Below are 24111 nucleotides of genomic sequence, written 5' to 3'. Positions count from 1 at the left end.
CAATGAGCCGAGTATCGCAATCAGAAATCAGTTCACCCAGTGTCGCGGTGGTGATTCCTACACATAACCGTTGGCCGATGTTAGTCGACGCTATCGATTCAGTTCTTAATCAAAGTTATAAAAATGTCATCTGTGTTGTAGTTGATGATGCCTCCACTGACAACAGCGTTCTAGAGCTGAAAAGAAAATACGGAGATAGTATTCGCTTATTGGTAAATCGTAGTAATAAAGAAAAATCCGCGAGTCGAAATAGAGGTGTAATTGAAGTTGAAGCCGATTTTGTCTGCTTTCTCGATTCCGACGATTTACTCACGAAAAATTCTATAGAATCGAGAGTAAGGGTTTTTCAATCCGATCCGCAGTTTAAAGGCGTTTCATTTGGTGATACCTGTAGAGGAAGTACACAGGAAAACAAAGATAAGACCATTGATAAGCTAAATATAAAACTAGACTTACAGAGTTATATTAATAATAAAGAAACTGTCCATACCAGTGGTTTTTTGATTCCCCGGGCAGCTCTATTGGCTGAAGGCTTGTTTTGTGAGTCCCTAACTAACCGAGAAGATATTGAATTGTTAGTGCGCCTTTTCAACAAATACGAGTTTCGTCATTGTGGTGAGTTTGTTTCAATACTGCGAACTCACGGTGACAATCGCGCTAGAAGCAATTGGGATAAAATAATTCGTCAAGGTAATGCGATGAGTCATAGTCTAGAAGCAGCGCTTGGCGATAAGCCCACCGAATCGATGAAAGAGGTTTTGCTGGGCTTAAAGCGGGAAGAGTATGAGGAATTGCTACGAGCACTCTATCGAAAAAAATATTATTCAGAGTTCATCGTGCTGTATAAAAAGGCAAAAAAAGAAAATCTTATTTCAGAAAACCTCCAGTGGCTAAAAAGGAAGTGTTTGGCCCAATTATTGGCTCCGTTCAGCTCAGGCTCGACCGGTACACACTAAGCTTGGTTTCAAAGTAAAAGAAAAACATGGCTATCAACGAATGAGTATAAATGTACTGCAACTGCTAAAAAAATACGAAAGTAATGCGCCGTTGATAAATAATATGGTCAAACAGGATAGTGCAGAGGTGAATACCTATGCCTGTTACCTAAGTGGCGAGCCTGGCGGCAACGATATGGATACTATCGCTAAGAAAGTATTCTATTGTCGGATTAGAAAAAAAGATAATAATTGGAATAAATTATCGACACTTAAAAAAGTCGCAAAGATTATCGATGAAAATTCTATTGATGTTGTGGTTTGCCAATTTAGGCGCCCTATACCCATCGGCGTCTTAGCCGCAGCTATATCAAAACGAAAACCCAAGGTCGTTGGCGTTTTGCACGGCATAGTCGGTGGGAAAGTCGGCGTTGTGCGGAAGCTAATAAATTTTTTTGTTTATCGTCGTTTGGCAAAATTAATATCCGTTTCTAACAATGGTATAGCTGACATCATGAAGCACAATGTCGGTTTGCGTGCAGATTCTATAGCCGCCGTACAGAATGGCTTAGATTGCCAACGTTTTTTGTTACCGCGAACTGAGGCCCGAGTAGATATCGTCAAAGAAATAGAAGCTGATGATTTTGTGTTCGCTATGATCGGGCGTTTAGCCCCGGTGAAAAACCACGTACGACTGATCCATGCGTTTAATGCCGTTGCCGCGAGCATGCCGGAGGCAAAGTTATTGATAGTGGGTAGTGGTCCTTTAGAGGCACAATTAAAAAGTATCGTGGCAGAGCTGCCCACGCGATCTCAAATCAAATTTCTCGGTTACAGAGAGGATATTCCGGCACTTCTCAAGTGTATTGACGTTTATCTTATGCCCTCAGCCCGCGAAGGCTTACCAATGGCGCTGATGGAAGCGATGGTCTCCGGCGTTCCGGTCATCACCTCGGATCGCGGTGGCATGAAAGAGGTTGTCGGAGACACTAAATGCGGCTATTTGATTGATCCAGACTCCATCGATAATATGGCCGCCGCGCTATCGAAAATGCTGGCTCATTCTGCGACAGAACGCGAAGCAATGGGTAACAATGCCAAAACACGCATTCTGGAAAATTTCACTGCTGAAAAAATGGCCGATGCTTATGAAACTATTTATAAGCAGGTGACGAATTAAGCCCACCCCGAGCACTTAATTCACAGTTGTTCAGATTCGTCGACAGCAAAAAATCCAGAATTTTAAAATAAACATGAAGAATTTAATGGTCGAGACATTGCCCTTGAAAGATAAAGAAGTAAAAAACAATCAATCAGGAAACAAAGACCGGGAAATTAAAAATGGCATGACGGTCTACTTACGTTTGCTCGCGTATGTTAGACCCTACTGGTTTATGTTTAGCCTCAGTGTATTGGGTTTCTTTTCTTTGGCGGCAACTCAACCCCTGTTAGCATTTTTGTTTGGCTACATGATTAAGGCCCTGGAAGGCGATTTAGGCGCAGAAGCAGAAGACGTGAGTGCGAGCGCTGATCCGTTTTCTTATTTAGCAACAAAATTGAATATTAGTTTTGATTGGGTTCCCTCTATTGCTGATACCAACTTGCCTAACGAATTACATCTCATCCCAGTTTTTGTTTGTATTATTTATTTAATCCGTGGCCTTGGTTTATTTATTGGGAATTACGCTATTTCTCGTGTTGCTGAAAATGTTGTTTATACCTTACGAACGCAAGTTTTTAATAAGCTTACCCAGTTACCTACCGCGTTTTTTGACCTAAATAATTCCGGGCAACTGATTTCCAAAATTACCTATAACGTCGCTCAAGTTACCTTGGCGGCAACTGACGCTTTGAAAATTCTTTTGCGTGAAGGCTTATCGGTAATTATCTTGTTCATTGTTCTTATTATTGTGAATTGGCAATTAACAATGATTTTTGTGGTCATCGCGCCTTTATTGGGCTTATTGATTTCTGCTGCTAGTCGTCGGCTTCGCCGTATCAGCGGGAAGGTTCAATTCGCCATGGGTTCAATTACCAGTATCTCCTCAGAAATGATCAGTGGCCATCGAGTTATGCGAATATTTGGCGGCGAAAAATATGAAAAAGATCGCTTTGATGATGTGAGCAAATATGCGCGAAATCAAAATATTAAAATGGTGTTTACACAAAGTTTAGCGATTTCGATCAACCAATTTATCGTCGCTATCGCATTGGGCATTTTGATGTACGTCGCATTGTTTGCGCTGAACCCTGATGGTGCCGCAGATGTAGTGGTGTATATGGGTATGGTAGCGATGTTGCCAAAATCATTGCGGCAAATCAGCGATGTCTATGGCAAGATTCAGCGCGGCTTAGTTGCTGCACATAGTTTATTTGAACAACTTGATGAACCGGAAGAGAAAAACGAAGGCACAATTATTTGCCAACGCGCTTCCGGAAAATTGCAATTTAAGGACTTAAGTTTTACTTACCCAGGGTCTGAACAAGCCGCTTTGCAAGATATCAATCTGACTGTTGAGCCAGGTACCACGGTTGCATTTGTTGGTCGCTCTGGTAGCGGCAAATCAACCTTAGTTAGTCTGATACCGCGATATTATGACCATTCACTTGGCGAAATCTTAATGGATGATTGCGAAGTGAAAAAGTTTGAATTAGAAAGCTTACGACAGCAAATTGCTCTCGTGACTCAGGATGTTGTGCTGTTTAACGATACGATACAAAACAATATTGCCTATGGCGCTTTAGCGACAAAAACCGATAGCGAAATAGACCAAGCCGCGAAGAACGCCTATGCACTAGAATTTATCGATAAATTACCTGAAAAAATGCAAACCCAAGTTGGTGAAGATGGCGCACGTTTATCAGGTGGCCAACGACAACGCTTATCAATTGCTCGGGCATTTTTGAAAGACGCACCTATATTAATCTTAGATGAAGCGACATCCGCTTTAGATAATGAGTCAGAACGTTTAATTCAGGCGGCATTAGAAAATGTAATGAAAAACCGCACGACATTAGTTATTGCACATCGACTTTCAACCATTGAAAGTGCAGATAAAATTGTTGTGTTGGAGGCAGGCAAGATTGTAGAAATCGGTACTCACCAAGAACTACTAGAAAAAGGTGGGCATTATACAAAATTACATGCGACGGAATTTGAAGATGATACGAGCGCTGAATGATAATCCAGAACGCTTTAGTTCAAGAAAGTTAAGCGGGAGATAAATTTGTGAAGTTAACTATGCCGCGATTTGATAAGTCCACTGTTTTGGTGGTTGGCGACATCATGTTAGATAGTTATTGGTACGGGGATACTTCGCGTATTTCACCAGAAGCGCCTGTGCCTGTCGTGAAGGTGGGCAAACAAGAGGATCGCCCAGGTGGCGCGGCGAACGTTGCACTCAACATTGCTGCTCTAAATTCTCAGGCTGCACTTGTCGGCGTTGTCGGTAATGACGATGCGGCGACGACCCTAAAAAATCGTATGCTGGCAGCAGATATAAAAACATATTTTTATTGCTCAGAAAAAAATCCAACAATTACCAAATTACGTATTATCAGCCGTCACCAACAATTGATTAGAATGGATTTTGAAGAGCAGTTTTCTGAATCAGACAGCCTCGGTTGTTTGGCAAATGCCAAATCAAATATTAACAACGCGAATGCAATAATCATCTCCGATTATTTAAAAGGTAGTTTGGTGGATGTATCGGCGTACATTCAGCTCGCTAAGCAACGAAAAATCCCGGTTCTCATTGATCCAAAAGGAACTGATTTTTCACGTTACAAAGGTGCTTCAATTTTAACTCCCAATCTAAACGAATTTGAAACCGTGATGGGAAAATGCGCAAGCGAAGAAGAACTTGTTACGAAAGGCCATCAGCTAATCGGTGATCTGGAACTAGAAGCTCTGTTAATTACGCGCGGCGAACGTGGTATGACCTTGTTACTACCCGGTCAAGCAGAAATGCATTTGCCTGCACGAGCGCGTGAAGTGTTCGACGTTACCGGTGCGGGCGATACCGTTATCGCCGTGCTGGCAGCTTCGCTTGCCGCTGGTGAGTCTTACCAACATGCGGTTGGTTTGGCGAATTTGGCGGCGGGAATCGTCGTTGCAAAACTTGGTACCGCCGTGGTGAGTGGGCCGGAATTACGCAGAGCAATTCAAGCAGAAAGCGGTTCCGAAAAGGGTGTGGTGAGTTTAGAACAATTGTTGATTGCGTTAAGCGATGCAAGAGATCAAGGCGAAAATATTGTTTTCACGAACGGTTGTTTCGATATTATCCACGCAGGTCATGTGGGATACCTTGAGGAAGCGAAAAAATTAGGTAGTCGTTTAGTCGTTGCGATCAATGGTGATGATTCCGTGAAACGGCTTAAAGGTGAAGGTAGGCCAATAAATCCCGTTGATCGTCGTATGGCGGTATTAGCCGGTTTAGAATCGGTAGATTGGGTGATAAGTTTCGATGAAGATACGCCAGAAAATCTATTGGAACAAATCAAACCAGAAATTTTGGTAAAAGGCGGCGACTACAGCGATGATCAAGTGGTTGGTGCCGATATTGTAAAAGCCTATGGCGGTAAAGTTCAGGCTCTATCTTTATTTGATAATTGTTCGACCACGGCCATTGTAGAAAAAATAAAGAAAGATTAGTGAAGTGTTCCCTGAACAAGAATAGATGCTAAGACAGCGCCCCCCCCTATTATAGATAGCCTAGTTTTTTTGGTTTTTTATTAAAGCGAACATTCTAGTTCTTTAGGCTATTACAGGCAGCATTAATATTTTCCAAAATATGCCTTGGATTAATGCTGCCAACAATAGCACTACTAATTCCTTTTTGTTTAAAAATAAAATCCATCGTTTGTTGTTGTGGGGATTTTACCTGTTGATTTGCTTGATTACTCTGAATATGCCCGCTGGCAAAAATCTTTTTTAGTAACACGCCTTTATTGTTTTCAAAACAATAATCAATCACCGATTTTTCCCTACTATCTTGTAAATTGTATGTCACCATGACGCAATCAGAATGTTTTGCCGCTAAAATCCCACCTTCAACAGTTTTCGTCGACATGCCCGTCGCTAGAATCTTGCCTTGTTTTTTTAGGTCGTCTAGTGCTTCTAGTGCGCCTTGCTGAATGATCTCAACATCCCTACCGTCGGAATGAATTAATACAATATCAAGATAATCGGTTTTCAATCGTTTCAAGCTTCGCTCAACACTGGCGTGAATTTTTTCTGGTGTGAAATAATATGTAGAAATTCCGTCGATAAATTCTTCTCCGGCTTTGCTACAAATAATCCAATTTTGTCGCGAGCCTGATAATATTTTACCCAAACGCTCTTCACTAGTGCCGTAAGCGGGTGCCGTATCCAGAAGATTAATTCCACCTTGTTGGGCGACTGCCAAAATATCCGCTATTTCTTTGTCGCTAGGCAGAGAAAATCCGCTCGGATATTTAACACCTTGGTTACGACCAAATTTCACTGTTCCCAAACCTAAAGCACTGACTTGGATGTCGGTAGCGCCAAGGTGATTCAGTGGAAGTGATTGCGAATTATGCATAAGCGTCAGTACTACTTATCCCAAAGAGGAACAGCGACGGGTGGTTTGGGAAAAGACTGAAGTAGCGAAGACGTTTTTGCTCTATTTTCTTTAGCGCCTAAATCGCTATTGGGCACAATTTTATTTTTCTTTAATAAACTCAAAGCCTCATTAGCTAAGTTGGGAGCTAAGGTGAGTTTTGTCGGCCAGCCGACAAGGACGTTGTTTAATTTAGGTGCCGCCTTTATGTAGGCTTTATCGGGACGCAAAAACTGCCGTTGTTTTGCTTCAGCGCGCTCAACGCGCACTGCTTGCCACTCGGCATCGCTAAGATCTAACCAGGGGAATAAATCTGCGATTTCATTTTTTGCGGCATTGATAACATCTTCGGGTGATTGATCGACACCCTCCTCTGCAATACTGCCGCCGAGATACCATACCAATGATCCGTCACTGCAAGGGTGAGTTGAAATACTTAATCGTGGCGTACTGTCTGCACCGAGGCAATGACCAAATACCTGGTAAGGTAGGCGATGCTTGATCCAAACCTGATGGAGGGGGCGCAATTGCATCTCAGGTGTTTCTAGGCCTAATTGCGCCAAAATATCCTCGTTACCTCTTCCCGCCGTTAGTATGAATTGTTTCGCTCTTACAACGATGGCTTCGCGATCATTGCTGATGAGTAGTTCTGCTTCGCCATTATCATTGCATTGCCAAGATGAGTTGTAGTCGTTAATTAAGTGCGCGCTGCCGCTAATATTGTCGCCTAAACTTTGAATGACACTGGGAACATCTAAGACGATATCGCGTAACTGATAAACGTTCCCAGAAAATTGAGGGTGGTTAAGGACGTCGGGAAATTTTTCGCGCGACAGTTTTTTAACGCGGCCATGAACGGCTTTACTGGCGAAAAAAGTCGTCATCTTTGAGGCGGCACCATCACTTGACCAAAAATAAAAATGGTCGCTCAATATTTTTGCTGACTGCAGGTCGACATCGCCTTCGCCGCGCAAGCATCTCTGCCAGTAGTCGGGCATATCGGCAATTGATTCTGACGCTTTACTAAGTGCGCCGCTGAGGGTGTATTTAATCCCCCCGTGAATCATGCCTTGCGAAGCGATAGTCTGATTACTGCCTAAAGCACTTTCTTCGAATAAAGCGCAGTGATAGCCCTCGCTCATCAAACGATTCATCAACCACAGTCCGGCGATACCGCCGCCAATGACTGCAATATCAAGATCTACTATTTGGTTGTGGGTGTCGTCATTCATATCGATCTATGCACTATTGATTTTAGCGTTTGTGGATGTAGCGCTGGTTTAGCGTTGAAGTAGGCTCGAAGATAAATAGAGCTAATAGTTTACTCGCTGTGAACAATCCGGTTTAATTCCCAGCAGCTATGTTCTGAGGTTTCGCATAGTATAAAGATATCGATACAATTTTTCCTATCTTATTCAAAAATCGAGTCGCAGTGATTAAGGAAGGCGGTTTGATAAATAGCGGTTTTGATGTCTGTTCTAATTAAAAACTTGGAAGTTTCATGCGTTTTTTGTACTCCTCTGTATTCTATCTTCTGGTACCAATAATACTATTGCGCTTGTTATGGCGGGCAATGAAGGCCCCAGATTATCGGCGGCGATGGGCAGAACGTTTTGCTTTGTTTGCGACGCCAGAATTGGGAAAGAATGTTTATTGGGTACATGCGGTATCTGTTGGCGAAACCTTGGCAGCGGTGCCGATGATAAAAAAAATCATGGCGGAAAATTCAGCTTGCAATGTTGTCATTACAACCACAACACCCACCGGTTCAGCGCAAGTGCAATCAATTTTCGGGGGTCAGGTTTTTCATGTTTACGCTCCCTATGACCTTCCTGATTGTGTTACTCGATTTCTCAATAAAATTCAGCCTGCCGCGCTAATTATTATGGAAACGGAGCTGTGGCCAAATACTATTGCTGCTTGCTATCAAAAGAATATTCCGGTCATACTCGCGAATGGACGATTGTCAGAAAAATCCGCGAAAGGATACAAGAAGATATCTTCTTTGATTGGGCCCGCGTTAGAAAAAATATCACTAGCCGCGATGCAGTACCCAGCAGATGCGGAGCGTATCAAGGCATTGGGCGTGCTCCCAAATTGTTGCCAAGTAATTGGTAATATTAAATTTGATCTTGAGATAAGTGAACAGATCAAACAGCAGGCCCGAATCCTAAAAAACGAAATTACGCAGCAAGGTGAGAAAGTTATTTGGATTGCGGCTAGCACGCATCCCGGTGAAGATGAAATTATTTTGGATGCCTACCAAGATTTAAAACAAAAATTCCCTAAACTTTTTTTAATTATAGTGCCTCGCCACCCTGAACGGTTTGACGCTGTTGCCCAACTAGCCAAGGAAAAAAACTTAAGGGTTCAACGTCGAAGTGATTCTCAAAAAATTAATAATGAAACTGAAGTACTCCTTGGCGATACTATGGGAGAGTTATTGATGCTATACGGTGCAGCGGATTTAGCCTTTATAGGCGGCAGCTTTGTTCCAGTAGGCGGTCATAACTTAATGGAACCTGCGGCTTGGGCCTTGCCAATAATTTCTGGTAAATACGTGCATAATTTTTTGCAGGTTTCAAAATTGCTGCAAGAAGAGAATGCTATGGTAATTGCTGACTCAAAAGAAGAGTTGTATTTAAAGGTAAGTCAGTTAGCAGAAGATAAATTAGCGCGTGAAGAAATGGGGAGAAAGGCTCACACTATCGCGGAAAAAAATAAGGGTGCGCTAAATAAACTACTCATATTAATTGCCGCTACTCTTACTAGGTAATTTAAGCTGAATAGCAAAAAATTAGGCGGTTGACGAAAGCGTTCATCATCCGATAATAAAAAAGGAGGCTTTATAAGCCTCCTTTTTTATTACTCGTTAGTAGTTAATTGAAATTTTTACTGCTCGAAGCTAGAGCGCGTCGCTGGGTTTGCAGCATCCAATGCGCGATCCAATTCAATAATATCTTCTGGACTTAAGTTTCCGGCGGCTTCCTTCAAACGCAAGGTATTCAAAATATAATTATACAAAGCATCTGAATAAGCACGTTGCGCTTGATACAAAGTACGTTGCGCGAGCAAAACATCAACCAAGGTTCGTGTACCTGCATCGTAACCTGCCTGCGTTGCCTCTAAGGCACTAGTGCTGGAAATAATTTGTTGTTGCCGTGCATTCACGGTCGCGACTGAAGTCTCTACTGATAAATGCAAAGAGCGCGCAGATTGAATGGTGTTGCGTTGTTGTAAGTTATAAAGCTCTTGTGCACGCAAGTATTGATCGTAAGCTTGTCGACGCTGAGCTGAGGTTCCGCCGCCAGAATAAATAGGGATGCTTAATCTCACTCCAATGGATGTTGTTTCTGATGTTGAATCTGATGTTGATTTGGAGCTAGATGGAGGGTTCGTGGCATAAGCCGTTCTATCATTTTCGGAATCTCTATCCGAGTAAGTTGCAGATAGGCCTAAGGTGGGTAGATGCCGACTAGCGCTTACTTTTGCGTTGAGTCGAGAAGTTTCCGCGTTTAGTTTTGCAGATTTCAATGCGTAGTTGTTTTCTAAAGCGAAGTCGACCCAGTCACTGCGTGAAGCAGGTGTCGGATTGGTTACCGGGAAGTCTCCAGAGAGGGGCAGCACCGCGTCTTCGGCTGAACCTGTTAGAACCTCCAAGGCCTCATAGGCAATACCTACTTGTCCTCGGGCATCCAAAGTAGTGGCTCTAGCGCCATCGAATGCAGCTTGCGCATCGTGTACGTCGGTTATTGGTGTCAGCCCAACTTCAAAACGTTGCTTCGCTTGTTCGAGTTGAGATTCATTAGCGCGTTGCTCGGCGGTAGCTGTTTCCAAGCCATCGATCGCTCGAAGCACGTTAAAATAGGCATCTGCGACGCGAATTATGAAACTCTGCTGATCTGCTTCAAATTGCACCTCTGCAGATTCGCTTTGCACCCCACCTCTTTGAAAGCTGTACCATGCCCCCATGTCAAATAATGGTTGAGTTAAGGAAACTGAATAATTTGTGCTCAGGGTATCGGTTTTGCTGCGTCCACCACCCCCGACTGGTATACCTCCAGCGAAAGTCTGACCATCAGACTCTTGGTCGCTTCTACCGTGCTCAACACTTCCGCTTATCGAGGGCAACAAACCCGCAAGCCCAATCTTCTTATTCTCCATACCCGCGTCATAATTCGCCTTATCGGCTTTCAGCTGTGGATCGTTTTCCAATGCTTTTTGGTAGATCTCCAACAAGGAGTCTGCGCTGGATAAGGGGCTAATCACGAATAGGCAGCTAGTGCCAATTGCGTAGAGTGTTTTCTTCACTGAGGGTATTGCTGAGATCATCATCGAGAGGTTTATCCCTAAGGTATAAAATGCAGGCCAGAGTTTATCCTATTAACGTCGCGAGGGTCGAGTTGGTGGACTAGCAGCGGGGTTAAAATCTGTTAATTTTTTGTGCTTCCCCAGGCCATAGTTTGCGAGGTATTAGGTTAGAGCTAATTGCCTAAACACGCTGATTTACTTTGTGGTATTTGCTAGGTCTCCGCTTTACAGCGACTCTTAGCTTCTCTAGACTGCGACAGATCTTGTCGGGGTGCATGTGAATCTACTATTTAATTAATGGGTTAATTAATAGATCTCAGGCTGAGAAATACCCGCGAACCTGATCCGGTTAGTGCTGGCGTAGGAAACGAGATTTAGTTAATTATCGTGGGTGTTTTTTTGCTAAGCCTCGCCTACAAAATTAGCTCCCCTCTTGTTATTTCGTCACCTTAATCATTTTCCCAAGAATAGAGAGCGTCAAAACTTTATTCTGATGATGGCGAGCTTTTCCGTGGCAAATCATAAACCAAACACGCCGATTGCGCTCTCGATAGCCGGTAGCGATCCCAGTGGCGGCGCAGGCATTCAGGCAGATTTAAAAACCTTTTCTGCTCATGGCGTTTATGGCTGCGCCGTTATCACTGCGCTGACTGCACAAAATACTCTTGGTGTTAGTGGCGTATGGCCAGTACCGGTAGAAAGTGTTCAGCAGCAGGTCGAATCAGTCTTGAGTGACGTGCCTGTTAATACGATCAAGCTCGGTATGCTTTACAGTGCTGAAATTATTGAAGTCGTTGCAAGAGTGTTGGCACGATTTCCTAACATTCCAATTATTTGCGATCCAGTGATGGTGGCGACCAGCGGCGATGCTTTATTAGACCGAAATGCTGTGGATGTAATCACACAAAAAATATTTCCACTCGCAACATTAGTGACTCCGAATCTTGACGAAGCAGCCGCATTATTAAATGAAAATATTGCAGAAACTTCTGACCAAATGAAAACACAGTGCGAGCGCCTATTATCTATGGGTTGTCAGGCTGTTCTGTTAAAAGGCGGCCACTTGCGTGAAGATGAATCGACCGATGTGATGATTCACAAAACTGAAGGCAAATTCACTCAGCATGTTTTCTCATTACCACGAATAGATACTAAAAATACTCACGGTACGGGATGCACCTTGTCATCCGCGATATGCGCAAATTTAGCAAAAGGTGTATCTTTGTTGGATGCGGTGTCTGGTGCAAAACGCTACGTGACCGACGCAATAAAATTCTCAGATCGTATTAATATTGGCTCTGGAAATGGACCAGTAAATCACTTATACGAAATGCAATAAAAATTCGACTACTTAAATTCTGCACACTCAATTTTTCTCCGCGATTATTAACAGGCTGGTTAAAGGAAATACTATGAAAACTACGACTAATAAATTTTTAGATAAAGACGATAAAGTCAATCAAGATGCCATTCAGCCTTTTCCCAGCTCAAATAAAATGTATGTTGCAGGTCAAAACCATAATCTAAAAGCGCCGATGCGTGAGATTCATTTGCAAGACACACCGACAGAATTTGGTGGCGAAGTAAATGCATCGGTTCATGTCTACGATACTTCTGGTCCTTATACCGATCCGAATGTCGCTATCGATCTACGCAAAGGTTTACCTGATGTTCGTAGTGAGTGGATTGCAGCGAGAAATGATACGGAAACATTAAGCCAAGCTTCTTCTGATTTTGCTATTCAACAATTAAATAACGCTAAATTATCAGCATTGCGTTTTGAGCATTTACGACAGCCACTAAAAGCAAAATCAGGAAAAAATGTGTCGCAGATGCATTATGCAAGACAAGGGATAATCACTGCAGAAATGGAATACGTAGCGATTCGCGAAAACATGGGCTTGCAGCAGGCTCGCGCTTTAGCAGAAAAAAATAATGAGGATCTAATACATCAGCATCCAGGAGAATCTTTTGGCGCAGCGATTCCGGATGAAATTACCCCTGAGTTTGTACGCGATGAAATTGCCAGAGGTCGTGCAATCATTCCTGCGAATATAAACCATCCAGAATTAGAGCCAATGATTATTGGCAGAAATTTTTTAGTTAAAATCAACGGTAATATTGGTAATTCCGCATTAGGTTCTTCCATTGAAGATGAAGTTGAAAAGCTAACGTGGGGGACTCGTTGGGGTGCCGATACGATAATGGATTTATCAACCGGTAAAAATATCCATGAAACGCGAGAATGGATTCTACGAAATTCGCACGTGCCTATTGGTACGGTACCAATTTATCAGGCGCTAGAAAAAGTCGATGGTGTTGCAGAAGATTTAACCTGGGAAATTTTCCGCGATACTTTAATTGAGCAAGCTGAACAAGGTGTTGATTATTTTACGATTCATGCCGGTGTGCTATTGCGTTATGTACCCTTAACAGCAAAACGCATGACGGGCATTGTGTCACGCGGTGGCTCAATTATGGCGAAGTGGTGTTTATCACATCACAAAGAAAATTTTCTTTACACGCACTTTCAAGATATTTGCGAAATCATGAAAGCCTACGACGTCAGTTTTTCTCTAGGTGATGGTTTGCGTCCTGGTTCTATCGCTGATGCCAACGATGAAGCGCAATTTGGAGAACTAGAAACACTGGGTGAATTAACGAAGATTGCTTGGGAAAATGATGTGCAAACCATGATCGAAGGCCCAGGCCATGTGCCCATGCATTTGATTAAAGAAAACATGGATAAGCAATTACGAGAATGCGGCGAAGCGCCATTTTATACACTCGGACCGTTAACCACAGATATCGCTCCAGGCTACGATCACATCACCTCGGGTATCGGTGCCGCGATGATTGGCTGGTACGGATGCGCAATGCTGTGTTATGTAACACCGAAAGAGCATTTAGGTTTGCCAAACAAAGAAGATGTCAAAGAAGGCATTATCACTTATAAAATTGCCGCCCATGCCGCTGATCTTGCGAAAGGACATCCGGGAGCACAATTACGTGATAACGCTTTATCAAAAGCGCGTTTTGAATTTCGCTGGGAAGATCAATTTAATTTAGGCTTGGATCCTGTCACTGCAAAGTCTTATCACGATGAAACTTTACCGAAAGAGTCTGCTAAAGTTGCGCACTTTTGTTCAATGTGCGGACCAAAATTTTGCTCAATGAAAATCACTCAAGATGTTCGTGAATATGCAGCTAAGCTTGAAGATGGAGATGAGTCCATTGTGAAATTGGTTGATGTCGAGGCAGGAATGAAGCAGAAATCTCAAGAGTTCAAACAACAGGGTAGTGAAATTTATATTAAGTCTAAGACCGATAAAAACACCGAATCCGAAAAATCGGAATTAGTAGAATAACTATGCCTATCGACGATCCAACCTATAATAATCGCGACGTTGAAATTATTGAGCGAGACGCAGCTTATTCTGGATTTTTTCGTCTCGATAAAATATCACTTCGCCACAAATTATTTGCCGGTGGCTGGAGTGAATCCATTCATCGTGAATTATTTGTTCGCGGTGAAGCGGTTGCGATTATTCTCTATGATCCCGCCAATGATTTGGTCGGATTAATTGAACAGTTTCGAATTGGTGCACTCGAAGAAAACTATGGGCCTTGGTGTCTTGAAGTCGTTGCGGGAATGGTAGAAAGCGGTGAGTCTTCAGAGCAGGTTGCCGTTAGGGAACTAAAAGAAGAAGCCAATGTGACTGCCGACAAGTTTGAATATATTTGTAATTATTTGTCTAGTCCCGGCGGCACTGATGAGAAATTGCATCTATACTGTGGCTTTTGTGATTTAAGCAATGCGGGCGGTGTATATGGTTTACCTTCCGAAGGTGAAGATATTCGAGTTTGTGTTTTCCCAGCACAAGAAGTCTTCGGGTCCTTGTTGGACGGCCGTTTTAATAACGCAGCGACATTGATTTGTTTACAGTGGCTGCAATTAAATCACTCGCGCTTACGGCAGTAATGCAGCCAAAAAGAAGTAAGCGAAACTTGGTTTTAATAATAGAGAGAAATAAATGCCGGTAATAGAAAAAAGCAGGCAAAAAGCGCGTTATAAAGTCGACTTTTCAGAACATTTGGCTGAATGTGAAGCTAATTATGTGCGCTTGTTAAAATTATTACCGAGCTATAAAGAGCAGAATGAGTGGAATTTTATTGTTGGCAATGAGCGAGTAAATGGAGAGATGAAGGTCGAGGTGATTGATAGAGCGCCTTACACAACGACCTTAAAAATCAAACAAACGAAAGCAGTGCCAGCGTGGGCGCTATCATGGACTAAGCTTCCTCACATCACCGTTTGTTTGTATCATGATGCGCGTTTAGCTGAAGTGGTTGCCTGGAATAATCATCGGCGTTTGCGCCAGCGTTATGAATACCCCAATCACCATATGTATCACAATGACGAAAAAGCGCAGTTAAATAAATTCCTGCGCGACTGGTTAACGACTTGCCAAGCTCAAGGTCGATCTGACGTTCAATTGAGCAGCTTAGGCATTAATGGAAAATCCTGACACGGGACGGAGTTCATCGTGGAAGTAAGCATCAAAGATCCAGACCGCACAATTCGCATTTTGCAATTAACCGATTGCCACGTGGGGCCGAGCAACAACGAAATACTGCTTGGGCTCAATACCAACGAGAGTTTGCATGATGTCATTGATCATGTGAAAGCTCATGAAGATGCTTTTGATTTGTTATTGGTTACCGGTGACATTTCTAATAATGGTGGTTCTAGAACTTACGATCGTTTTCTTTCGGTTATTCAATCCAGCGGTATTGAGCATTCAGCATTTGCATGGTTGCCGGGTAACCATGATTCACCTGAAGATATGAATCAAGCGATGAATCACGATTCATTAGTTAAGGAAGTTGTAATAGGTAATTGGTTGTTGGTGTTGTTAAACACCCAAGTGCCAGGTCATACACATGGCAATTTAAGTGAGCCTGAGCTGAATGTCCTTGATGATGCACTGGCAAATAACCGAGATCTTAATGTAATTATTTTCATGCATCACCAACCTGTTGCTGTTGGTTGTGCTTGGGTTGATAATCAAAAAGTTCGCAGTGATTATGCGTTCTTTAAAATCCTTGAACAATACTCTAATGTTCGTGCCGTCGTTTGGGGCCATGTGCATCAAGATTTTTCCGCTTCGAAGGGCGATATTCAATTAATGTCTACACCCTCTACCTGTATTCAATTTAAACCAAATAGCGATGATTTTGCGATTGATAGCAAAATGCCAGGCTACCGTTATTTTGAGCTAAAAGCCGACGGAAGTTTCAATACTGAAGTGATTCGTATTGCGGAGAAAAACTACCCGATCGAATTTACCTCTGATGGTTATTAACTATCAAGAATTGGTTTGATGAAGGGCAACGCGCTTTTTTGATTTTTCCTGCCGAGGCATGTGAGCTAACTATTCCCCATGAGTGTGTTGTTATATATCCACGGTTTTTTAAGTTCGCCCGCGTCCGAAAAAGCACAACAAGTCGAGACATGGTGCGAGCAACATCAGCCTTCAATTAAATACCTCTGTCCCGCCTTAAGCGCTTATCCGGATGACGCAATATCGACACTCGAAGGTATTGTTCAGTCCCATCGTTCAGAGCCGATATATATCATCGGTAGTTCCCTCGGCGGCTTCTATGCAACGTATTTAGTTGAAAAGTATGGTTTGAAAGCCGTATTAGTGAATCCTGCAATTAGGCCCTTCGAGTTAATAAAAGCCTACATCGATACCGATCTAAAAAACTACCATACCGAAGAAGTTTATCGACTTAACACTACACATATGGAATCATTGCGCTCCATAAACGTTGAGTCACTTGCCCTGCCAGAAAATTACTGGTTGATGGCGCAAACCGGCGATGAGACCCTTGATTACCGTGAAGCTGTAAAAAAATACGAGCATTGCTTAAAAACAATTGAGCAAGGCGGCGACCATAGTTTCCAGAATTTTGAACAATGGTTGCCGAGGATATTCGATTTTTTTACTGCACAATAAGAATTCAAAAAATTTCAACCTCCAATAAATTTTAAGAGAGCTATGGCAAATTATTCCGCAGAAGATATTGAAGTCCTAACAGGCTTAGAGCCGGTAAGAAAACGACCGGGCATGTATACCGACACCACGCGTCCGAATCATCTCGCACAGGAAGTTATTGATAATAGTGTCGATGAGGCGCTAGCGGGCTTTGCTAAAAAAATCGAAGTCATTCTTCATAAAGATCAGTCGATAACGGTAAACGACGATGGCCGAGGCATGCCCGTCGATATGCACCCAGAACAGAAAAAGCCTGGTGTTGAAGTTATTCTTAGTACCTTGCATGCAGGTGGAAAATTTTCGAATAAAAATTATGAGTTTTCTGGTGGTTTACACGGCGTTGGTATTTCAGTCGTTAGCGCGTTGTCAAAAATTTTAGAGGTAACTATTAAGCGCGATGGCAACGTTTATCGCATGGGATTTAAGAACGGCGATAAGGCGAGCGAACTTGAGATTATTGATACTTGTGGGAAAAGAAATACCGGCACTAGTATTCGTTTTTTTCCTAATCCAAAATATTTTGATTCGCCAAAATTTTCGGTATCTCGTTTGCGACATGTATTACGTGCTAAAGCCGTGTTATGTCCAGGCCTCAGTGTGTCCTTTGAAGATGAGCAAAGCGGTGAGAAAGATGAGTGGCTTTACGAAGACGGCTTAAAAGATTATTTGGTACAGGCAACTCATGGCTGGGAATGTCTTCCGCTTGAGCCTTTCGTGGGAAGCTTTGCGGGCGCAACAGAGGCTGTAGACTGGGCGATCCAATGGCTACCAGAAGGCGGAGAGCTAACGCAAGAAAGTTACGTAAATTTAATTCCAACCGCTCAAGGTGGAACGCACGTAAATGGTTTGCGAACAGGTTTAATGGATGCGATGCGAGAGTATTGTGAATTCAGAAATTTAATTCCTCGTGGAATTAAGTTGGCGCCGGATGATTTGTGGAATAATTGTAGTTATGTTTTATCTTCCAAATTATCTGACCCACAATTTTCTGGCCAAACTAAAGAGCGTTTATCTTCCAGAGAGGCCGCAGCATTTGTCTCCGGTGTCGCGAAAGACGGGTTCAGTCTTTGGCTAAACCAGCACACAGAGGAAGGCGATAAGCTCGCCGATTTTTGTATTAACAACGCACAAAAAAGAGTGCGCTCCAGTAAAAAAATTGTTCGTAAAAAAATTACTTCTGGTCCAGCGTTGCCGGGCAAGCTCGCTGATTGTTCTTCAGATGATCCTTCGATGGGTGAACTGTTTTTGGTTGAGGGTGACTCGGCGGGTGGTTCTGCAAAACAAGCGCGAGATAGAGTGTTTCAGGCCATCATGCCCTTGCGTGGAAAAATTTTAAATACCTGGGAAGTTGAAAGCCAAGAGGTCTTGGCTTCTCAAGAAGTTCATGACATTTCTGTTGCTTTGGGAGTGGAGCCAGGCTCCGACAATCTCGATAATCTTCGTTATCACAAAATTTGTATCCTCGCCGACGCCGATTCCGACGGCCTTCACATCGCCACCCTACTCTGTGCTTTATTCGTTAGACACTTCAAAGCCATGGTTACGGCCGGACATGTCTATGTAGCTATGCCTCCCTTGTATCGCATCGATATTGGTAAAGATGTTTATTATGCGCTGGATGACAGCGAGAAACAGGGCATCTTGGATCGTATTGAGGCGGAGAAAAAGAAGGGCAAAGTTAACGTACAACGTTTTAAAGGGCTTGGCGAAATGAACCCACTTCAGCTTCGCGAAACCACAATGGCTGCTGATACTCGTCGTCTGGTGCAATTAACGATTGATTCTGGTGATGACACCAATCAAATGCTGGACATGCTTTTGGCTAAAAAACGCGCATCTGATCGTAAAGCATGGCTTGAAACCAAAGGTGATATGGCGGAAATCTGATTTTCCGCATTCAGCGATAAAAATAATAAAGAAAATATCTTATAAAACAATAGCTTGCATTATTTCAAACCACTATAATTTATTACATGTAATTTCTTGTAAAATTACATGTAATAAATTATAGTGGTTTTCGTGCATGCGCGATTTCTTGCATATATTCTTGTGAGGCATCGCGCTTTCACTTAATTGGGGTAAATTGATTCTTTTTCGGCGCTAATGCCGGTTATAGTGAAAGCAATTTGCGCTCAATTAGTTCAGAAAGAATAATTGTTCAACGCAATAACTCGAAAACACAACTCGAAAATAACAACAAGACTGGAGGGCATTCAGATGGTCGATTGGTTAAATTCAGGTGTTCAATACTGGCACTGGCTGGCCTTTGGGCTGTTGCTGGTAGGGCTGGAAATGGTCGTGCCCAGTTTTTTCATGATATGGCTTGGTGCCAGCGCACTTGCCGTTGGTGTGTTGATGACGATATTTCCCATCCCTTTTGCAGTGCAGTTAGCGATTTGGGGCGTTTTATCAATTGCTTGTCTAGTTGTTTGGTTTAAATTTGTTTCACCAAAAATGAAAGATAAAACCAATTCTGGGATGGCATTAGAAGCACTGTTTGGAAAAATCGGTACCGTCTTAGATTACAACGCCGATTCTTCGCGAGGTACCTTACGGTTTCCCGCGCCTTTGTTAGGCGAAGACGAGTGGCGTTTTATCTGCGAGGAAAATCTCAGTGCCGGCGATAAAGTATCTGTTATTGATACGAGTGGTAATGATCTCATTGTAAAAATTTCTAAATAAGGGGAAGAATATGGAAGGCTTAGTCTTAGGAATCTTTTTTGTACTGGTAATTATTGTCACCATTCTTAAAGGTGTTCGAACAGTTCCGCAGGGCCGTAAAGATGTTGTGCAGCGGCTTGGTAAGTATCACAGAACTTTAACGCCTGGATTAAATATTATTATTCCTTATATGGATTCTGTGGCCTACAAAGTCACAACTAAAGATATTGTTTTAGATATTCCGTCGCAAGATGTTATTACTCAAGACAATGCGGTGATCATTGCCAACGCTGTGGCCTATATCAATATCGTTAGCCCGGAAAAAGCTGTTTACGGTGTTGAGAATTATATTATTGCGATTCAAAATCTGGTTCAAACCGCACTGCGTTCCATCATTGGTGAAATGGCACTGGATTCGGCTTTGTCATCACGGGATCAGATTAAAGCAAAATTAAAAAATTCCATATCGGATGATATTTCTGATTGGGGAATCATCATGAAGACTGTAGAGATTCAAGATATTCGCCCGTCAAACACTATGCAGCAAGCGATGGAAGAGCAGGCCGCAGCGGAAAGACAGCGTCGCGCGGCGGTAACCAAAGCGGAAGGTGAAAAGCAAGCGGCTATTTTAGAAGCTGATGGTCGACTCGAGGCATCAAAGCGTGATGGTGAAGCACAAATTGTTTTGGCAAACGCTTCAGCGAGATCTATTCAGTTGGTTGCCGCATCGATAGAGAAAGATGCAGATCTACCGGTAATGTATTTGCTGGGTGAAAAATATATCGAATCGATGACCGAGCTTTCAACCTCGACAAACAGTAAAACAGTTGTATACCCTGCGGATCTTGCTAATGCCTTTAAAGGTATGATTAGTGGTAAAGCATAAAAATTATTTCGGCTAGAGTCTGCAGTCCAATAAAAATCCGGCATTTATTATTTGAAATCTAGATGTCGGATTTTTCGAATCCCTAAGCACATCAAATATTAAGAATGTTATGTTTTTAAGGGGTGGCACATGAAAATAAAGGTAAATCATTATTTTTCTAAAAACCCTGATTTGCCAATTACTTTTGGCATAGAAGCAATATTGACAGAATTATTCGCAACTGTTCTGGCAGCTTTCTTTGCATTCATGGGTTACCAAATTGGCCTGCTGGGATTATTCTTTCTTTGTGCAGGTGCCAGTATTGTTTGTGCAATTGCAACGATATATACCACTTACGAATTTCTACGAGTAAAATATTTTAAGAAAAAGAGTAAGGCGGAAGACAGCCACATTAGAAGTAATGAAGAATAACAAGGCGCTCAAATATGCTTCAGCCTTAAAAAAGTAAGGCTTCCGCAGAATTCACCACGCTCAGCACCACGTGTCTTTTGGATGTACGTTGCCATGAAAATTGATCTGCAAGTGATTACGAAAAATGACGCAGCCTCAATATATAATTCCTGGGGAAGTAATCCAGATAATTTTATGTATTTGAGGGCTGTTCCGCAAAAAAGCCTTCAAGATGCGCAAGTTTATTTAGATAAATTACTCGTTGGTGAAAACCTGGCTTTTCATATCGTCGATGCGAGTACTAAGTCTATTGTTGGTCATATAAAAGCGATTATTGAAGAACATAAAGCGTTAGTCGGTTATGTGATCGACCAGAAATATTGGGGTCAAGGTGTCGCTAGTCAAGCGTTAGAGAAAATGCTAGAAACTTTAAGTGCGATGCCGAATATTATTCGTGTTTGGGCGACCTGCGCAGTTGAGAATACGGGATCTATTCGGGTTTTGGAAAAGTGCGGTTTCGAAAAAGAGGGGTTGTTGAAAAAATGGATTGTTTATCAAATGCAAAGCGATGAGCCGCAAGACAATTTTAGTTTTAGTTATGTATTTCAGAACGATAAGTAAATCAGATTAGAATATTTTATGGATCACATCCAAAAAAACCACGAACAACATAAGCCAACAAAGAACCTATCTCCGCTAGTATTTCTCGCTCATGATTTTACTACTCCTGAAAACGTCGGTAGTTTATTCCGTATCGCAGACGCATTAGGTATAGAAAAAATATATTTGTCGGGATCATCTCCTTGCCCACCTAACAAAAAAATAAAAAAAACATCTAGATCTAGTGAGAAATATGTCGCCTATTCATATCATCAAGATCCCTTGGCGATAATTGAAGAGCTAAAAAATCAGGCCTATCAAATTGTTTGTTTGGAAATTACTGATAAAAGTATTGATGTTGCGGAACTGGAGGTGAATTCAAGCAGTAAAGTGTGTCTAGTGCTGGGCTCTGAGAAAAATGGCATATCAAAGCCTTTACTCGACATGTCCGATAGCGTGGTCCATATCCCCATGTTAGGCGCCAATTCTTCAATGAATGTTGCTAATGCTTGTTCAATTGCGAGCTACGTGATTTTGCAAAAATATAAAGCCTTATTGTAAGCCCCTATATGCCAAGCGAAACGATTAATTAGTGTAAAGCTAAGGTGATCTGAGTTTATTAAATGTTTAGTTTGTTTGACAATCTATTTCGCTACACTTGATAACAATAACGGCCTTAGAACCTCGCCCCTTAAATTCATGGTGTCATAAAAATGAAAATGTACTTTCGTTCACTCGGTTGTGGATTTTCTACGCTTATCCTTTCTGTTTTTTACTCCTCGGTTTTATCAGCGCAATCGAGTGATCAGGGCGCAGCACTTTACCAACAGCGTTGTGCAACCTGCCATGACCAAGCTGAAGACTACACACCACCGAAATCCACGTTTTCATTTCGTTCTCCCGGCTTCGTCATTGAAACCTTGAGTAATGGCGCGATGCAGGCGCAAGCGCAAGGTTTGTCTGAGCAGCAAATCCAATCTATCGCAATGTATATAACCGGCAAACCGCTAAATGCAGAAAGCCATGAAGGCGACGATTGGGATATTAATTATTGTTCTTTCAAACCAAAGCCAATTACAGAAAACGATTTTCATTGGAATGGTTGGGCTGGTGATGTACTCGGTTCTAGGTTTCAAGAAAATACAAAAATAAAAGCAGAAGATGTATCCAAATTAAAAGTTAAATGGGCTTTTGCTTATCCCAGTGGCCGAGTCAATAGCCAGCCAACAATTGTCGGTGATCGTGTGTTCGTTGCGAGCAGACCGGGTTTACTTTTTTCATTGGATGCGAATACCGGTTGCACCCACTGGGCGGTGGAAGTGGACAGCGGGGCGCGGGCAAGTGTCGTGGTTGGAAAAATTCCTAATACCAACCCTCCGCAATACACCGCTTATGTTGGAACACGTGATCGCAATGTTTATTCTTTAGATATTGATACCGGTAAAACGTTATGGGTTAAGAATATTGAAACGCATTCTCGATCCGGGATTACCGGCGCGCCGATAATTGCCGGTGAAAAATTAATTGTGCCTTTATCTTCCCTCGAAGAAGCCGCCGCGCGAGATGAAAAATATGAATGCTGCACATTTCGTGGTTCTGTCGTTGCGTTAGATCGCAGCGATGGAAAAATGCTCTGGAAGTCTTACACTCTTGATGAAGAAGCAAAACCTTTTCGGAAAAGCCGAACCGGAACTCAGATGTACGGCCCCGCCGGAGCGGCAATATGGTCGGCGCCGAGCTACGATGAAAAACGGCAGTTGATTTATGCGGCGACAGGAGACTCTTATACCGACGTCGTAGAAAGTGGATCGGACGCCGTCGTCGCTTTTGATGTTAATACCGGAAAAATGATGTGGCGCAATCAAGTTACCGAAGAAGATAATTATGTCATTGGCTGTGCTGGAGAGGGGCACTCTAACTGCCCTGAAAATCTTGGTCCAGACTTCGATTTTGGCAGCACACCGATAATCCATAACTACAAAAGCGCCGACGGAGAGCAAAAAACCCTGGTTTTAACTGGCCAAAAGTCTGGGATTATTTATGCGATGGACCCAGATAAAGAAGGCGAAATTGTTTGGCAGCAGCGCCCTGGGGTTGGCTCAGTAAGGGGCGGAATTCAGTGGGGTTCGGCAAGCGATGGCGAACAGATTTACACAGCAATTTCTGATAGCATCGCTCCACCCGAAAATCGAAGACCAGGCGTGTCGGCTTTCGATATTGTCACTGGGGAATTGCGGTGGCATACGCCGGCTTTAGCAGGGGAGTGCTCAATTCGCGGAGATCGAATGACGTGTACAAATGGACACTCTTCGGCTATTTCAGTTATTCCCGGAGCGGTTTTTTCCGGAACATTGAATGGAATATTTCACGCTTATTCTACAGTAGATGGCAAAGAGCTATTACGCGTGAATATGAATGAGTTGCGGGTCGATACAGTAAACGGAATCAGTGCGAGTGGCGGTTCGATGGATGCAACCGGACCCACTTTTGCGAAAGGAAAATTATTCGTCAATTCTGGCTATGGCGGTATTCAAGGTCAGCCAGGAAATGTGTTGCTAGTTTATAGTGTCGATGGAAAATAAAATTTAACCTTATTCGAAATTAAAGTTCGTAGATTGCGAATAAAAAACTAAGAGATCTCTCTTAATGATTAAGAGGTTTTTTAAAAAGCTATGGAGAATTTA

At 42.6% G+C, this 24111-nt stretch carries 21 protein-coding genes and 1 riboswitch; of the genes, 18 read left to right on the top strand and 3 right to left on the bottom strand.

Features of this window, described 5'->3' with window-relative positions; translation table 11 throughout:
• The first annotated feature begins 2 nt into the window (after positions 1-2).
• The 4 genes from ACYUCY_RS14295 to hldE all read left to right on the top strand — a co-directional run bounded on the left by ACYUCY_RS14295 (position 3) and on the right by hldE (position 5589).
• Positions 3-956: a glycosyltransferase family A protein gene (locus ACYUCY_RS14295; RefSeq protein ID WP_460227194.1), complete on the top strand. Its 954-nt coding sequence runs from the start codon at positions 3-5 to the stop codon at positions 954-956.
• A gap of 40 nt (positions 957-996) precedes the next feature.
• Positions 997-2115, top strand: coding sequence for a glycosyltransferase family 4 protein (locus ACYUCY_RS14290; protein ID WP_460227193.1), 1119 nt, complete (start codon positions 997-999; stop codon positions 2113-2115).
• A gap of 85 nt (positions 2116-2200) precedes the next feature.
• Complete coding sequence (gene msbA / locus ACYUCY_RS14285; RefSeq protein ID WP_460227192.1) at positions 2201-4117, top strand: lipid A export permease/ATP-binding protein MsbA; 1917 nt, start codon at positions 2201-2203, stop codon at positions 4115-4117.
• 47 nt (positions 4118-4164) lie between these two features.
• Complete coding sequence (gene hldE / locus ACYUCY_RS14280) at positions 4165-5589, top strand: bifunctional D-glycero-beta-D-manno-heptose-7-phosphate kinase/D-glycero-beta-D-manno-heptose 1-phosphate adenylyltransferase HldE (protein ID WP_460227191.1); 1425 nt, start codon at positions 4165-4167, stop codon at positions 5587-5589.
• A 94-nt stretch (positions 5590-5683) separates the two neighbouring features.
• Here the strand turns inward: hldE and ACYUCY_RS14275 are convergent, their stop codons facing one another.
• A complete protein-coding gene (locus ACYUCY_RS14275; RefSeq protein WP_460227190.1) occupies positions 5684-6499 on the bottom strand; it encodes an aldo/keto reductase in 816 nt (271 codons plus the stop codon).
• A gap of 11 nt (positions 6500-6510) precedes the next feature.
• Complete coding sequence (locus ACYUCY_RS14270; RefSeq protein ID WP_460227189.1) at positions 6511-7749, bottom strand: FAD-dependent oxidoreductase; 1239 nt, start codon at positions 7747-7749, stop codon at positions 6511-6513.
• Between the two features lie 269 nt (positions 7750-8018).
• Between ACYUCY_RS14270 and waaA the strand changes: the two genes are divergently transcribed.
• Complete coding sequence (waaA, locus tag ACYUCY_RS14265) at positions 8019-9293, top strand: lipid IV(A) 3-deoxy-D-manno-octulosonic acid transferase (RefSeq protein WP_460227188.1); 1275 nt, start codon at positions 8019-8021, stop codon at positions 9291-9293.
• A 116-nt stretch (positions 9294-9409) separates the two neighbouring features.
• Here the strand turns inward: waaA and ACYUCY_RS14260 are convergent, their stop codons facing one another.
• On the bottom strand, positions 9410-10852 hold the full coding sequence (locus tag ACYUCY_RS14260; RefSeq protein WP_460227187.1) for a TolC family outer membrane protein: 1443 nt from the start codon (positions 10850-10852) through the stop codon (positions 9410-9412).
• Positions 10853-11085: 233 nt separating this feature from the next.
• Positions 11086-11212: riboswitch (TPP riboswitch) on the top strand.
• Between the two features lie 127 nt (positions 11213-11339).
• Here ACYUCY_RS14260 and thiD point away from each other — a divergent pair.
• The 13 genes from thiD (at position 11340) to ACYUCY_RS14195 (ending at position 24009) form a co-directional block, all read left to right on the top strand.
• Positions 11340-12167 (top strand): bifunctional hydroxymethylpyrimidine kinase/phosphomethylpyrimidine kinase, encoded by an 828-nt coding sequence (gene thiD, locus ACYUCY_RS14255; RefSeq protein WP_460227186.1) that lies wholly within the window; start codon positions 11340-11342, stop codon positions 12165-12167.
• Between the two features lie 73 nt (positions 12168-12240).
• Positions 12241-14196 carry a phosphomethylpyrimidine synthase ThiC gene (thiC, locus tag ACYUCY_RS14250; RefSeq protein ID WP_460227185.1) on the top strand — a complete coding sequence of 652 codons (1956 nt, stop codon included), beginning with the start codon at positions 12241-12243 and terminating at the stop codon, positions 14194-14196.
• 2 nt (positions 14197-14198) lie between these two features.
• Positions 14199-14810, top strand: coding sequence for an NUDIX domain-containing protein (locus ACYUCY_RS14245; protein WP_460227184.1), 612 nt, complete (start codon positions 14199-14201; stop codon positions 14808-14810).
• Positions 14811-14862: 52 nt separating this feature from the next.
• A complete protein-coding gene (locus ACYUCY_RS14240) occupies positions 14863-15357 on the top strand; it encodes a DUF1249 domain-containing protein (protein WP_460227183.1) in 495 nt (164 codons plus the stop codon).
• A gap of 18 nt (positions 15358-15375) precedes the next feature.
• Positions 15376-16194 (top strand): 3',5'-cyclic-AMP phosphodiesterase, encoded by an 819-nt coding sequence (cpdA, locus tag ACYUCY_RS14235; RefSeq protein WP_460227182.1) that lies wholly within the window; start codon positions 15376-15378, stop codon positions 16192-16194.
• 78 nt (positions 16195-16272) lie between these two features.
• Positions 16273-16851, top strand: a complete 579-nt coding sequence (locus tag ACYUCY_RS14230; RefSeq protein ID WP_460227181.1) for a YqiA/YcfP family alpha/beta fold hydrolase — start codon at positions 16273-16275, stop codon at positions 16849-16851.
• Between the two features lie 42 nt (positions 16852-16893).
• A complete protein-coding gene (parE, locus tag ACYUCY_RS14225) occupies positions 16894-18777 on the top strand; it encodes a DNA topoisomerase IV subunit B (RefSeq protein ID WP_460227180.1) in 1884 nt (627 codons plus the stop codon).
• 330 nt (positions 18778-19107) lie between these two features.
• The gene (locus ACYUCY_RS14220; RefSeq protein ID WP_460227179.1) at positions 19108-19572 is read left to right on the top strand and encodes an NfeD family protein; all 465 of its coding nucleotides are present in this window, start codon (positions 19108-19110) and stop codon (positions 19570-19572) included.
• A gap of 10 nt (positions 19573-19582) precedes the next feature.
• The gene (locus ACYUCY_RS14215; protein ID WP_460227178.1) at positions 19583-20437 is read left to right on the top strand and encodes an SPFH domain-containing protein; all 855 of its coding nucleotides are present in this window, start codon (positions 19583-19585) and stop codon (positions 20435-20437) included.
• A 129-nt stretch (positions 20438-20566) separates the two neighbouring features.
• A complete protein-coding gene (locus tag ACYUCY_RS14210; protein ID WP_460227177.1) occupies positions 20567-20848 on the top strand; it encodes a hypothetical protein in 282 nt (93 codons plus the stop codon).
• A gap of 93 nt (positions 20849-20941) precedes the next feature.
• Entirely contained in the window at positions 20942-21448 is a 507-nt protein-coding gene (locus tag ACYUCY_RS14205; protein WP_460227176.1) for a GNAT family N-acetyltransferase, read from the top strand.
• Positions 21449-21466: 18 nt separating this feature from the next.
• A complete protein-coding gene (locus tag ACYUCY_RS14200) occupies positions 21467-21988 on the top strand; it encodes a TrmH family RNA methyltransferase (RefSeq protein ID WP_460227175.1) in 522 nt (173 codons plus the stop codon).
• A gap of 152 nt (positions 21989-22140) precedes the next feature.
• The gene (locus ACYUCY_RS14195; protein ID WP_460227174.1) at positions 22141-24009 is read left to right on the top strand and encodes an outer membrane protein assembly factor BamB family protein; all 1869 of its coding nucleotides are present in this window, start codon (positions 22141-22143) and stop codon (positions 24007-24009) included.
• Positions 24010-24111 lie beyond the last annotated feature (102 nt).

It is taken from the genome of Aurantivibrio infirmus (assembly GCF_054767315.1).
Note: the sequence above shows the minus strand (reverse complement) of the source record. Positions and strands in the feature narration are given on the sequence as shown.